This window comes from Corynebacterium sp. LK2537, assembly GCF_040946485.1.
Classification (GTDB): Bacteria; Actinomycetota; Actinomycetes; order Mycobacteriales; family Mycobacteriaceae; genus Corynebacterium.
On sequence record NZ_JAYWLQ010000003.1, the window covers coordinates 283,550 to 296,372 of the forward strand.

The window sequence follows — 12,823 nt, forward strand, 5'->3', positions numbered from 1 at the left end:
TATCAACTCTTGCTATTTTCCACATTTTACACATAGACCCCGCGCGGGCATGCTGAGAATATGCCGAGAGCCATGCCCCGAAATACCCGCGCCACCGTCGCCATGCTCTGCGTCGGGTTGGCGGTCTTTTCCTGCCTGTATTCCACCCAGGCCATCCTGCCGGAGCTGGTCAGCGAGGTGGGCTTGAGCTCCACGGCGGCCGCGCTGACGGTCTCCGCGGCGACGGGCGCGCTGGCGGTCTGCGTGGTACCCGCCTCCATCCTCTCCGAGCGCTTCGGCCGCGGGCGGATCCTTTTGGTCTCCTGCCTGGCGGCCACGCTGGTTGGCTTCGCGGTGCCGTGGGCGTCCAGCCCCGCGCTACTCATCGGGCTGCGCGCCGTCCAGGGCGCCCTCATGGCGGGCGCGCCCGCGGTGGCGATGGTCTGGCTCTCGGAAGAGCTTAACGCCCGCGCGCTGCCGCGGGCGATGGGCCTGTATATCGCCGGCACCTCCATCGGCGGCCTGATGGGGCGCCTTATCCCCTCTGGCCTGCTGGAGCTGACCTCGTGGCGCTGGGCGCTGGCCGGTTCCGCGCTGGTCTCCTTCCTCTTCGCCGTCGCGGCGGCGTTCCTGCTGCCGAAGCAGCGCAACTTCACGGCCAAAGCTCTTAACCCCCGGCGCGAGTTCGCCGCCATGCTCGAGCACTGGCGGACCAAGGAACTCGGCCTGCTGTTCTTGGTCGCCCTGCTGGCGATGGGCTCTTTCGTCTCCATCTACAACTTCATCTCTTTCCGACTCATCGAGACCTTCGGGCTGCCGCAGGCGCTGGTCAGCTTCGTCTTCCTGCTTTATCTCTTCGGCACCTGGTCGTCTGCCCAAGCCGGCAAGCTGGCCGCCGAGCACGGCCGGGGGACCACCCTGCTGGGCGCGTGCGTGCTCTTCGGCGTGGGCATCGCGCTCACCCTGGGCCCCCTGGTGGCAACGATTGCCGGCATGCTGCTGCTGACCGTGGGCTTTTTCGCCGCCCACTCCACGGCCAGCGGCTGGGTCGGCGCCGTGGCTAAACACGACCGGGCGGAGGCCTCCAGCATGTACGTCTTTTGCTATTACTTCGGCTCCTCGGTGCTGGGCGCTTTCGCGGGAACGCTGTTCGGGGCGTTCAACTGGTCCATCTTCGTGGCCTTCTACGTGCTGGTTTCCGTGATCCTTATCGCCATCGCCGCAACGCTGAAGCGGCGCGCGGTGGGATAAACTAGGGAAATTATGGAGAAAATACCCAACAAGAAGTGGTCGGGGAAGAGCTGGCACCGCCGCGCCAGCAAGCCAATCACGCTGTGGATGATGGTCTTCATCCTGGCCGGGGCGGTGCACACCCTCATCCCTAATTACCGTTGGGTGCTCATCCACCTGTTCACCCTGGGCATGGTGACCAACAACATCGTCGTCTGGTCGCAGTACCTGACCGAGAAATTCGTCCAAGCCCGCCTGCCCGACTCGGCCCGCCCGAACCAGCTGCGGCGGATCTACATCCTCAACGTGGGCGTGGTTCTGGCCATCATCGGCCAGGCCCTCGACGACATCTGGGATCTGCACTTCATCCTCACGCAGCTGGGCGCACTCATCGTCGGCGCCATGCTGCTCTGGCACGGCGCTAGCCTGACCCAGCAGTGGCGCGGGATCGACAGCGCCAAGCGCTTCCGCCCCATCATCCTGGGCTACGTCGGCTCGGCGCTGTGCCTGCCCGTCGGCGCGTTCTTCGGCGCCATCTTGTCCATGGGCCTGTCCGAGCCCTGGTACGGGCGGTTGCTGACCGCCCACGTGGTGGCCAATATCGGCGGTTTCGTCGGCTTGGCCGCCGCGGCCAGCCTGACGGTGCTCTTCCCCACCATGTGGCGGACCAAGGGCATCACCACGCGGATGAACCCGACGCTCATCCTCCTCGCGGTGGGCACCGCCGTGACCATCGCGGGCGCGCTCAGCAGCCTCGCGTGGCTAACCGGCGCGGGCCTGGTGGTCTACGCCGCCGGCTGGCTGGCCAGCCTCCAGCAGTGGCTGCGCAACGTCGGCGCCGTGCTGGCCGAGCCGCGCGACCGGGTCAGCTACCCGGCGGTCTCCGTGCTGGCGGCGGTGACCTGGCTGGCGCTGACCATCGTCTACCTGGCCGTCAAGGTTTTCATCAGCGGCGACCCGGAGCCGCTGCCGACGCTGCCACTGCTCATCGGCTTCGCCGGCCAGCTGCTCATCGGTGTGCTCAGCTACATCATGCCCACGACGATGGGCGGCGGCCCCGCAGCCGTGCGCGCGGGCCTGAAGGAGATGAACCGCGGCGGTCTGTTCCGCTCCACGCTGATTAACGGCGGGCTCATTATCTGGCTGATTACGCAAAAGTCCTGGCTCGCGGTCTTCTCCTCGGTGCTGTGCATCATCCCGCTGGCCGCCTTCCCCATCTTCATGATCCGCGCGGTCAAGGCGCAGAAGGCCGTGCTGATGAAGCAGGCCGAGGGCCCGGAGCCGGGGACCGAGTCCCAGTGGGGGCAGATCACTGCTGGTCTGGTGACCCTGGCGCTGCTGTTGGCGGTTTTTGGAGGTATCTAACGCCCGGCGCGCCCGCGCTCATCCAGTCGCGGACCGCGCGGGTGGCGCGCGTGTCGTCCGCGTTGTACGTCAGCAGTGCCTCGCGCACGGCGGTATCCCCGCGCAGCGCCGCCCGGCGCGCGGTCACGGATTCCTCGCCGGCGAAATCGCCCTGCCGCCAGTGAAAGCCCGCGTGCGGGGCCACGGCCTTGAGCCCTAGCCCGGACGGCCCAAGGAAATGGGCCTTGACGTGGGCGAACAAGTCGACCCACTCGGGCGAGGATAGGAAGCTTTCCACCTCGGCCAACGCGGGCTGACCGAAGCGCTTGGCGGACATGCGCATCCAGTGGTTCTCGCCGTGCGCGGAGTAGCAGTAGGCCGCGAAGGTCTGGCCCGCCGCGTGGGCGCGAGCCCGGATGCCCATCAGCCAGTCCCAGAACGCAGAGAAGTTGTGGGCCTCGGCCCTCCCGCCTAGCGGCTCCCAGGTCACGAAGGGGTGGTATTCGCCGGCATACCACGCACCCCAGAGGTAGGCGCCTTGGTCCAGGTAGGCCTCCATGTCCACGTCGACCTCCACGTCGGCGCGCGGGACGGTCGGCACGTCGCGGGCCAGCAGCGTTATCCCCTCCCGCCACGCGGCGGCGAGCTGGGAGGCCGGGTAGAGATCGGCATCGATAAGCGCCTGGACGCTGTCAATGCCCTGCTCGCGGTACGGGTCGGCCTTATCGCCGGGCAAGAACAGGCTGATGTCGTCGACGGCTGCCAACTCCGGCTCGCAGACGGGCCAGAACCGGCAGCTGGCGCATTCTTTGACCCGGCGCGGCGCCTGAGGCAGCGGGCGGGCCAGGGCGGTATCCAGCGCGGCCTGGTAGCGCTGCGTTTCGGTGAAGAAGGTCAGCTGGCGGTCCTGCCCAATGATCCCGGCCCGGCCCGCGTACTGCTCGCCAAGGGTCCGCTCCGCAAGCGCCAGCCGGTAGCCGTCGGCCACGTGGTGGCGCGCCTGGTAGGGCAGCGGCAGGGGATCGCTCAGCCCCAGCCGATGGGTGGGCACGCCCGGCAGCGTCTTGCCGGGCTTCTTCCGCGCCACGCGGTGGTTGGAGACCAGCACCGGGACGATCCCGTCCGCGGTGCGCAACAGAAGGTCGACGTTGACGGCTACCCCCTCGGCGATGAGTACCCCGCCGGTGATGTGGGTGTGCGCGCCACCTAGGGCGCGCTGGGTGGCGGCGGCGCGCTGGGAGGCATCGTCAGCCGGCAGGGGCCCTAGGTCCTTGCGGCGGACCTTTTTGCCCTGCTGGGGCAGCTGTTCAGCGACGGCTTGGCGGGCGGCGCGCAGCCTGTCGGCCCGCGCGGCGGCGGAGGCAGGGGCGGGAATTTCGGGGAAGCGCCGGGCCTGAACCCGCCGGTACTGGCACCCCACCAGATCCGACGCCGTCAACCAATCGCTCACCCGCCCGAGCTTAATAGACTGGGACAGGTAATGTTGAATGCAGCACTACACTGCAAACAAATAGTTCCCAAGACAACGACCTTCAACCACAGTGAGGACACAGTCATGAGCCTGCTCAAGAAAGTTCGTAAGCTCCGCGCCCAAGCCAAGGCAGAAGCCAAGGCCGCTAAGGCCCGCGCCCGGGCCGAGGTCAAGGAGGCCTCCAAGGCGGAGCGCCGTCAGCATAAGCTGCTGGCCAAGCAGGAAAAGAACTTGCTGAAGTCGGAAGAAAAGGGCCTGAAGAAGCGCCGCAAGCACGAGGAAAAGATGGCCAAGCAGGAGCTGGAGAAGCTCAAGGCCGGCCGTTTTAACTCCGACAACGTCAAGCGCTACGCCGGCGCCGCCCGCGTGGCCGTTCCGCTGCTGCTACCGCTGGCCTACCGCGGCCTGGTGGCCCTGCGCGAAAACAACGAGAAGCGCCAGGCAAAAAAGGCCGGCGTCTCCCGCGACCAGCTCGCCTCCTTTGCCGGCCACGGCGCCTCCCTGAAGGCCCGCACCCAGGGCATCCGCAACTCGCTGGAGGGCACCGACCTGCCGGCCGGCTTCAAGCGCGACGTGCGCGACCGCCTCGACGAGCTCGACGCGGCCACAGACAACGCAGAGTTCATGACCGCCGATCAGCGCCGTCGCGCGCACTCGTCGATCAACACCGACATCGACGGCGTCACCTACGACATCCAGCAGCGCCTCACCACCGCCTAAAACGCGGCTTAACTAAGCCCACAGCAAAACCCCGGCTCCAGCATCTACCTGCAGGACCGGGGTTGAGCTTTGCCTGCGCGCCCGGGTGGGCGGCGCGGGTGGGCGTCTAGAGCACGCCCTGCTCGCGGGCGGCGGCTACGGCCGAGGTGCGCGAGCGCACGCCCAGCTTGTCGTAGATGTGCACGAGGTGGGACTTCACGGTGGCCTCCGAGAGCATGAGGTCCTGGCCGATCTGGCGGTTCGAGGCGCCGGCGGCCACCAGCTTGAGCACCTCCAGCTCGCGCGGGGTCAGCGAGGTGCGCGGGGTGCGCACGCGCGTCATCAGGCGGTCGGCGACCATGGGCGACAGGGCCGAGTCCCCGTCCGCGGCCGAGCGCACCGCGGCGAGCAGCTCCGCCGGCGGGGCGTCCTTGAGCAGGTAGCCGAGCGCGCCGGCCTCGATGGCGCCTAGGATGTCCGCGTCCGTGTCGTAATTGGTCACGACCAGTACCTTCGGCGGGTGCTCCATGCGGGAGCGGATGGCGGCGGTGGCCTCGGCCCCGCCCATCACGCGGGTGCCTTCCACGCCCGCACCGAAGCGCAGGTCCATCAGCAGCACGTCGATGCCGCCGGCCTGGGCCGCCGAGATAGCCGCTTCGGCCGTGGCCACCTCCCCGACCACCTCGATGTCGTCGGCCTCCTCGAGCACGGCGCGCAGCCCTAGTCGGACGATTTCGTGGTCGTCAGCTAGCAGAACCCTAATCACGTGGAGCCTCTCCTTTTTGTGGAAACACGTATCCTCCGAAAGTTTAATCTACCAAGGGAACGCTAACAGATACAGCCGTGCCGCACCCAGGCGTGGATTCCACCGAGATCGTCCCGCCGAGTTCCTCCGCGCGGCGCTGCAGGGCGCTGAGCCCGATGTGCCCCAGCCCGGCTGGCCGGTCACGGACTTCCTCCGGGTCGAAGCCGCGCCCGTTGTCCACCACATCGAGGCGGACCTCGTCGTCCTCGTAGGTCACGGTCACCCGCGCCCTACTCGCGTGCGCGTGCTTGACGACGTTGCCCGCCGCACCCTGGGCAATGCGCAGCAGCGCGGCCTCGACCTTCATCGGCAGCTGGCGGGTCTCGCCGTCGGTCTCGACCTCCATCTCCAGCTCGCCAGTGGCGGCGTAGCCCTCCGCCATGCGCTTGAGCGCGCCCGCCAGGGAGGTCTCCGACAGGCCGGCCGGCTGCAGCGCGGCGATCATGGCGCGGGCCTCCTTGAGGTTCTCGGCTGCGGTCGAGCGCGCCAGGTCCATGCGCTGGCTGGCGCGGACCGGGTCCTCGCTGGCGATGTCGCGCCGCGCGGCGTGCAGCAGCATCTGGATGGAGGACAGCCCCTGGGCCAGCGTGTCGTGGATTTCGTGGGCGATGCGCTGGCGCTCCGCGCTGATGCCGGCCTCGCGCTCGGTCTGGGCCAGTTGCGCGCGCGTCTCCACGAGCTCGGCGATGAGCTCCTCGCGCTCCAGGTTGATGCGGTGGAGCGTGTCGAAGGCGTAGTAGATGGCGATGGTGACCACCGCGGAGACCCCGGGGCCCATGATGCCGCCGAAGGTCAGGCCATCGGGGATCTGCACGACCACGGAGATCACCCCGGCGACTATCACCATGATGACGCCCCAGAACATCGACAGCACGCGCAGGTAGAGGAAGAACAGGCTAAAGACCAGGTAGATGCCGGCCGGGGCGATGGTCAGATCCAGCACCCACAGGGCGGTCAGCGCGGCCAGCCACAAAAGCTTGACCGTAAACGGCCAGAGGTGCATGTAGATGGAGCCGGCGAAGTAGACGGCGGCGAAGGCAGACAGCAGCACGAGGTTCGCGGCGGCCTCGCCCAGCGGCATCCGCACGGAGGCGAAGATGGCGATCACCAGCAAGGTGGCGGTGAGGATGTGGATGCCGTTGCGCAGGACATCCGCATCGCTCAGATTCTCCGCGGACGGGTGCTCTAGACTGGTACTCATGCCCAAAAGCCTACTTCCCGCCGTGCTCATCGTGGCGCTGGGCCTCGCGGCCTGCAGCGCGTCCAGCGACGCGCCGGAGAGCGACGACCCGGCCCAGCCCGCCGCCGAGCAGCCGGCCAACAGCAGCGACACCGCCCCGGAAAACCCAGCGGCCGAGCAACCCGGCGACGGCCTGCCGGTGGACGCCACGGCCGAGGCGACCGAGCCCGGCGAATGCCCCTACCTGGACGGCCAGTGGCTGGCCGAAACCAACGGCCAGCGCCTGACTGATCAGGCCATCGACCCCCGGTTTTCAACGCCCGCCTGCATCTTCTGGTCCTACCCGGAGGACCCCCAGGCGACCGTCATCGTCCGCGAGATGCCCGACCGCGACGCCGCCATGGACGTCGTGGACTGGGCCGCGCCCGTCGATGCCACGGAGCTCGCCGAGTTCGACGGCTGGTCCGGCGGCCGCGGGGTCCTGGGCGACCAGGCGGTCTTCGCGGTGCAAAAGGACAACCGCGCGGTAGTGGTCTGGACTAACCAGCTGCAGACCGTCAAGGCCGAGTCCATCGCCCGGGAAGCGATCACCAACCTCGGTCTCTAGGCGGCGAGGCGGGCCTAAACAGAGACGTCGTTGTACGGCATCAACGGGGAGATGGCCGGGAAGACGACCTCCATGAGGAGGAAGAACACGCCCACGGCGATGGCGATAGCCAGCAGCACCTTCACGGGGGTAGGCCCCGGCAAGAGGTTCCAGAGTGCTCGGTACATGGTTTCTATTCCTCCTCCATCGCGGCCGGGCGCGTTGGGCTCGAGTCTACTTTCATCGCGTGGACGATCATCCGCTCCGCGTTCGAGAACTGCGGGTGGCAGGTGGTCAGCGTCAGCAGAGCCTCGGTGGGCTCCGGCCCGCCCTCGGTCGCGACCCCGGGGATGGGCGCGATAACGCCGATATCCCCGGGCAGCGTGATGTGGCGGCCGGGCGCCCCGGCGTACTCACCGCCGTAGATCTTTTCTTGTTGTTCCGGCGTGAAGCAGTCTGCCTGCTGCCCGTCGATGGGCAAGACCCGGTAGGTCACCCACTCGCCCCCGGTTTCGATGACGATGGCGTCGCAGGTTTCCAGCTTGCCCAGGTCGTTGAAGGGCGCGCCCTTGCCCACGCGGTGGCCGGCGACGGCGAAGTTGCCGTTCTCGCCCGGCATCTGGCTATCAACGTAACGCCCCGGGCCCTTGAGCAGGTCGTCCTCGTCGGTGCCTTCCAGGATGGCGAAGTGGTAGTCGGAACCGAAGCTGGGGATATACATCCTCGCAAAGGCCTCGCCCAGCTCCGGGTGGAGCTTGCCGCGCGGGTTGGTGCGTTCGTTCCAGCGCTGCTCCAGGTGCTGGTTGGCCTCGTCCTGGAGCTCGGCGGACTTCAGGTTGGTCCAATAGGCCTCATAGAAGGCGAACAACAGCAGCAGCACCCCGACGGTCATAAAGAGTTCTCCCATAACCTGCTGCCAGCTGGGGCGCGTGTGATTCATGCGCAATAGTGTAGCGCCTGTAGGCTAGATCTGCCTCATTCACCAGAGACTGCGGAAAGGCCTGCGCGCATGCTGACTATCTTCATGTACCCCGTGTCCGGAATCATGAAGCTGTGGCACTTCATCACCCACAGTTTCCTGGATGACCAGACCGCGTGGTTGGTCTCCATCGTGCTGCTCGTCCTCACCATCCGCGGGCTGATCGCGCCGCTGTCCTGGTCCTCGGTGAAGATGGGGCGCACCGGCGCGCTCATGCGCCCGGCCAAGCGCGACATCGAGCGCCGCACCGAGGAAGCCACGACCATCGAGGAGTTCAAGGCCCTCCAGGTCGAGACCGAGGAACTGAACAAGAAGTTCAACTACCGGCCGCTCATCGGCTGTATCCCGCCGCTCATCATGATGCCCTTCTTCCTGGGCCTCTACCAGGTGGTGCTGCGCATGGCGCGCCCGTCGACGGGCGACACCGTGGGCCTGCTCAGCGCCGAGGAGGTCGAGGCCTTCCGCGAGACGACGTTTATGGGCATCCCGCTGCCGGCCTTCGTCTCGATGCCGCACGATTGGGCCGCGGAGCTCGGCATCACCGGCGAAGAAGTCCGCCACGTCATCATGCCGTGGCTCATCGCCGCGCTCATCTTTACCACGGTGAACATGATGATCACCGGCTACCGCGCGTTCTTGACCACGCAGTTCGACCAGAAGGTGCCGCGGCGCATGTTCTACTTCGTCGTGATCATCATCCCGTTCGTGCCGTTTATGCTCTGGCACCTGGCCATGACCGCCCCCATCCCGGTGGCCATCATCTTGTACTGGGCCTGCACGAACCTGTTCACCCTGTGCCAGACGCTGGTCTTCGAGGTTTTCCTGCGGCGCCGGATGCCGCTGGGAACCGACGTCCACGAGCTGCGCCGCCAGAGCTGGAAGGACTTCCGGGCCAACCGGAAGAACAAGCCGAACCGCGCGGAGAAGAAGGAAGAAAAGGAAAAGAAGCAGGCCCGGCGAAAGATGCAGCAGCAGGCCAGCCGCGAGCTCATGGCCGAGCGCCGCGCCGCGCGGGAGGAAGCCGAGGGGCAACAGGGGGCATCGGCAGCCGGCAATGCGGAACCGGTGGAGGCCGACGCCGCCGAGACCTCCCCTGCCCCCGAGGAAGATATAGAAAAAGGCCCCCGGGAAGGGGCCTAGCGAAACCAAGCCTTAGATGGAGTAGTCCGCCGGCGGGGCCGAGAGCATCTCCTGAGCCAGGCTGCGGGCGGTCTTGAGCGGGGTGACGTCGCGCTCGAGGCGGGCCCCGGCGAGCCCGCCGTCAAGGAAGATAAGCAGCTGGCTGGCCTGCGCGTCCGAGGGGTAGCCGTTCTTCTCATTGAGCAGGGCGGTCATGGTGGAATGCATCCAGCGGCGGTGCTCCAGACAGGCCGCGACGATGCCGTGCTCGGACTCCGTCTCCGGGCGCGGGTATTCGCCGGCGGCGTTGAGGAAGTGGGAACCGCGGAATTCCTTGGCCGGCTCCTGCTCGATGGCCATGTCGTAGAAGGCCAGGATCTTCTCCTGCGGATCCTTCGCGTTGGCGGTTCGCTCGTTCCACTCGGCGCGGTACTGCTCGTCGAGGTTTTCCAAGTAAGCGATAACGAGCGCGTCCTTGGAACCGAAAAGGGAGTACAGGGATGCCTTGGCAACGTCCGCCTCCCGGAGGATGCGGTCGATTCCGATGACCCGAATACCTTCCGTAGTAAACAGGCGGGTGGCGGAGTCGAGAAGTCGATTGCGCGGGCTCGGACGGTTCCGACGCGATTTCTTTTCTGCCACGGCTATCCTTTCCACAAACAAAAAACCGGTTCATCTACACAATATAGACGAACCGGTTTGTATGCGAATTTAGATTATTCCTTCTTGCTGCCCCCGCGGATCATGCCGACGATCCACAGCAGGATGCAGGCACCGGCGGTGGCCGTAATAATCTGCAGGAAGATGTTGCTCGGGTTGCCCTGGTTGATGAGCGACAGGATGCCGCCACCAATCAGACCACCGATGACACCGACGATCAGGTTAGTGACCAGCCCGTGATCCTTCTTCATAATCTTTTCTGCCAGCCAGCCGGCGATGATACCGACGATGATGGACATGAAAAAGCCCAGTCCCAGTCCCATAATATTCCTTCCAAAAGAACGCTTGACTTCGTAATTTACCGTTGGCGGACCCAGATAGTTGCCCGCCTACTTCCCATTGTGCCCGTTAAAACAGCAAAAAGCCACAGATGCCCTGTCATAATTTCGGGCAACTATGGCTTAATAGCTTTCGCCTAGGCTGAACGCTCAGGCTACTCGGAGTCGGGGCGCACGACCATCATCGGGCACGGTGCGGACTGCAGCAGCGCGCGGGAGGTCGAGCCGAGCAGCATGCCCTTGAAGCCGCCGCGGCCGTGAGAGCCGACGACCAGCAGCTGGGCACCCTCGGAGTTATCCGACAGGGCGCGGACCGGGCGGTCGCGGGCGATGACCTTCTTGACCGGCACGTCCGGGTACTTCTCCTGGAAGGAGGACAGGCGCTCAGCCAGCAGCTCGCCCTGCTCCTTCTCGACGTCTGCCCACTCAGCCTGGGCGGCGGACAGGCCGGCCAGGGAGGCCTGGACCTGCATGTCCATCCAGGTGTGGACGGCGACCAGCTCGGAGGAGCGGGCGTTGGCTTCCTGGAAGGCGTACTCGGTGGCCTTCTGGGAGACCTCGGAGCCATCCACACCGACGACGACCGGGCCGTACTTGTTGACCTCGTTGACGGCGTTGTCGTCGCGGACGACGACCACCGGGCAGGCCGCGTGGGAGACCACGGAGGCGGAGACGGAGCCCATCACCATGCCGGACAGGCCGCCCATGCCGCGGGAGCCCATGACGATCATGGTGACGTCGTGGGACATCTCCAGCAGCATGTCGATGGGGGAGCCCTCAGCCACGGTGTGGCCGATCTTCAGGTCGGGGAAGGACTCGTGCGCGATGGCGCGGGCTTCCTCGATCTTCTCGAGGGTCTCGTTCTGCAAGTCGTCGTAGAGCTCCTTCGGCGGAACCATGCCCTCCGCGTAGAGGAACTGCGGCATGGTGTAGCTGGAAGCAATACGCAGCGGGATGCCACGCTTGGTGGCGGTGTTAGCCGCCCACCGAACGGCGTTGTGAGAAGCCTCGGAACCATCTACTGCAACGACAACAATGTCTTCTTTAGTCATTATCCTTAGTCCTTTCTCCGGTGGGCCTTACACCACCAATTATAGCCGGTTATAACAACTTACGTGCGCGGCTAACCCCGAACTAGTCGATGATATGAGCAGCTTCGGAATTGGCCGGGAACAGCAAGGTGTACAAGCCCACCAGTACGTCGCGGAGAACGGCTCCGATACCATTGGAGGAAAATTCCAGAGCCGGCGCGAGGAGTGCATCAAAGTCCATGTCACAAAGGATAGCCCATCATCGGAAGGGATACAGCCCGTTAGGGATACAAAATGGACTAAACCCCGCCCGCGTGCGGGTACCGGAAGGCGGCATCACGGCATGGGACTTCCTCGCACACGTCATCACCAGCCAGCGCCACCGCCACCCGGAAGACGATGCCGCCGCTCTCCAGCGCCGCTTCGACGACCAGGCCGTAGTGCTCCGCGATGGGACGGTCCTCAGTCCGCACTCCATCCTCCGCGCCGGCCAGGACATCTACTTCTACCGCATGCCGGCCGAAGAAGCCCCGGTACCCTACGACATCCCTGTCGTCTACGAGGACGACAACCTACTAGTGGCCAACAAACCACCGTTTATGGCGACGATGCCCCGCGCCCGCCACATCGTGCAGACCGCGACCGTCCAGCTACGCCGGACAACCGGCATTGATGAACTGGCCCCCGCCCACCGCCTGGACCGGCTCACCTCCGGAATCCTGCTATTCACCAAGCGCCGGGAAATCCGCGGGGCCTACCAAACCATGTTCGCCGAGCGAAAGGTCCACAAGGTCTACCAAGCCATCGCCCCCGACGTTGGCATCAAACCCGGAACCGTCTGGCGCAGCCGGATGGAAAAGACCCCGGGCGAAATCCAGGGCCGAATCGAGGAAGGCGCACCAAACGCCGAGACCAATGTTGTCGAAGTCGAGCCCATCACCGACAAGACCGTCCTCGAAGCCATCCATGGGCCCCAGCCACCGTTGGCGCAATATACGCTAGCCCCCACCACCGGCAAAACGCACCAGTTGAGGCTACACCTTTGGGCCGCCGACGCGCCCATCCTGGGCGATCCCATCTACCCCGACATCCTCCCGGAGGACGCCGAGGACTTCCGAGTCCCCATGCACCTGGCCGCCACAAAGCTTAGCTTCACCGACCCGCTTGATGGCACCGAGCGCAGCTTCGAGGCCACCCCTATCGACCAGCGCATGTACTAAAGCACAGGCACCGTCCTGGCGCAGAGGCCGCTGTAGCTGGACAACCTCCGTGGACGATGGACCACAGCGGATAACGCCCCTACGCGTTCCCAGGCGGGGCTCTATAGTGGCGGAGGATCGAAAAAGGGAGGGTTTCCGGCCGGTGGCCGGGAACCCTCCCTCATTGGTTATTGAATTGTGTT

At 65.8% G+C, this 12,823-nt stretch carries 15 protein-coding genes; 6 read left to right on the forward strand and 9 right to left on the reverse strand.

Going from position 1 to position 12,823, the window contains the following annotated elements:
* Positions 1-72: 72 nt before the first annotated feature.
* On the forward strand, positions 73-1,230 hold the full coding sequence (locus tag VVS03_RS06105) for an MFS transporter (RefSeq protein WP_368520025.1): 1,158 nt from the start codon (positions 73-75) through the stop codon (positions 1,228-1,230).
* A 12-nt stretch (positions 1,231-1,242) separates the two neighbouring features.
* The gene (locus tag VVS03_RS06110; protein ID WP_368534153.1) at positions 1,243-2,574 is read left to right on the forward strand and encodes a copper oxidase; all 1,332 of its coding nucleotides are present in this window, start codon (positions 1,243-1,245) and stop codon (positions 2,572-2,574) included.
* Here VVS03_RS06110 and VVS03_RS06115 read toward each other — a convergent pair.
* Positions 2,519-4,003: a TM0106 family RecB-like putative nuclease gene (locus VVS03_RS06115; RefSeq protein ID WP_368520027.1), complete on the reverse strand. Its 1,485-nt coding sequence runs from the start codon at positions 4,001-4,003 to the stop codon at positions 2,519-2,521. The two genes, VVS03_RS06110 and VVS03_RS06115, sit on opposite strands and share 56 nt — an antisense overlap.
* 105 nt (positions 4,004-4,108) lie before the next feature.
* Between VVS03_RS06115 and VVS03_RS06120 the strand changes: the two genes are divergently transcribed.
* Positions 4,109-4,744, forward strand: a complete 636-nt coding sequence (locus tag VVS03_RS06120) for a DUF6474 family protein (protein WP_368520028.1) — start codon at positions 4,109-4,111, stop codon at positions 4,742-4,744.
* 106 nt (positions 4,745-4,850) lie between these two features.
* Here the strand turns inward: VVS03_RS06120 and VVS03_RS06125 are convergent, their stop codons facing one another.
* Together VVS03_RS06125 and VVS03_RS06130 are read right to left on the reverse strand one after the other, a co-directional pair.
* Complete coding sequence (locus VVS03_RS06125) at positions 4,851-5,489, reverse strand: LuxR C-terminal-related transcriptional regulator (RefSeq protein WP_368520029.1); 639 nt, start codon at positions 5,487-5,489, stop codon at positions 4,851-4,853.
* 43 nt (positions 5,490-5,532) lie between these two features.
* Positions 5,533-6,729 (reverse strand): sensor histidine kinase, encoded by a 1,197-nt coding sequence (locus tag VVS03_RS06130; RefSeq protein WP_368534152.1) that lies wholly within the window; start codon positions 6,727-6,729, stop codon positions 5,533-5,535.
* Here VVS03_RS06130 and VVS03_RS06135 point away from each other — a divergent pair.
* On the forward strand, positions 6,728-7,315 hold the full coding sequence (locus VVS03_RS06135; RefSeq protein ID WP_368520031.1) for a DUF2020 domain-containing protein: 588 nt from the start codon (positions 6,728-6,730) through the stop codon (positions 7,313-7,315). The two genes, VVS03_RS06130 and VVS03_RS06135, sit on opposite strands and share 2 nt — an antisense overlap.
* Positions 7,316-7,329: 14 nt before the next feature.
* On the opposite strand, the gene VVS03_RS06140 is transcribed toward VVS03_RS06135, so the two are convergent.
* Together VVS03_RS06140 and VVS03_RS06145 are read right to left on the reverse strand one after the other, a co-directional pair.
* Entirely contained in the window at positions 7,330-7,482 is a 153-nt protein-coding gene (locus VVS03_RS06140) for a hypothetical protein (protein WP_168166959.1), read from the reverse strand.
* Between the two features lie 5 nt (positions 7,483-7,487).
* A complete protein-coding gene (locus tag VVS03_RS06145) occupies positions 7,488-8,234 on the reverse strand; it encodes a class E sortase (protein WP_368520033.1) in 747 nt (248 codons plus the stop codon).
* Between the two features lie 69 nt (positions 8,235-8,303).
* On the opposite strand from VVS03_RS06145, the gene yidC reads away from it, so the two are divergent.
* A complete protein-coding gene (gene yidC / locus VVS03_RS06150) occupies positions 8,304-9,413 on the forward strand; it encodes a membrane protein insertase YidC (protein ID WP_368520034.1) in 1,110 nt (369 codons plus the stop codon).
* A gap of 12 nt (positions 9,414-9,425) precedes the next feature.
* On the opposite strand, the gene VVS03_RS06155 is transcribed toward yidC, so the two are convergent.
* The 4 genes from VVS03_RS06155 to VVS03_RS06170 form a co-directional block, all read right to left on the reverse strand.
* Positions 9,426-10,034 (reverse strand): TetR/AcrR family transcriptional regulator, encoded by a 609-nt coding sequence (locus VVS03_RS06155; RefSeq protein WP_368520035.1) that lies wholly within the window; start codon positions 10,032-10,034, stop codon positions 9,426-9,428.
* 74 nt (positions 10,035-10,108) lie between these two features.
* On the reverse strand, positions 10,109-10,375 hold the full coding sequence (locus VVS03_RS06160; RefSeq protein ID WP_368520036.1) for a GlsB/YeaQ/YmgE family stress response membrane protein: 267 nt from the start codon (positions 10,373-10,375) through the stop codon (positions 10,109-10,111).
* Positions 10,376-10,545: 170 nt separating this feature from the next.
* A complete protein-coding gene (locus VVS03_RS06165; RefSeq protein WP_368520037.1) occupies positions 10,546-11,442 on the reverse strand; it encodes a universal stress protein in 897 nt (298 codons plus the stop codon).
* An 82-nt stretch (positions 11,443-11,524) separates the two neighbouring features.
* Positions 11,525-11,662, reverse strand: coding sequence for a hypothetical protein (locus VVS03_RS06170; protein WP_368520038.1), 138 nt, complete (start codon positions 11,660-11,662; stop codon positions 11,525-11,527).
* Between VVS03_RS06170 and VVS03_RS06175 the strand changes: the two genes are divergently transcribed.
* A complete protein-coding gene (locus tag VVS03_RS06175; protein WP_368520039.1) occupies positions 11,661-12,641 on the forward strand; it encodes a pseudouridine synthase in 981 nt (326 codons plus the stop codon). The genes VVS03_RS06170 and VVS03_RS06175 overlap by 2 nt on opposite strands.
* Positions 12,642-12,823: the final 182 nt, after the last annotated feature.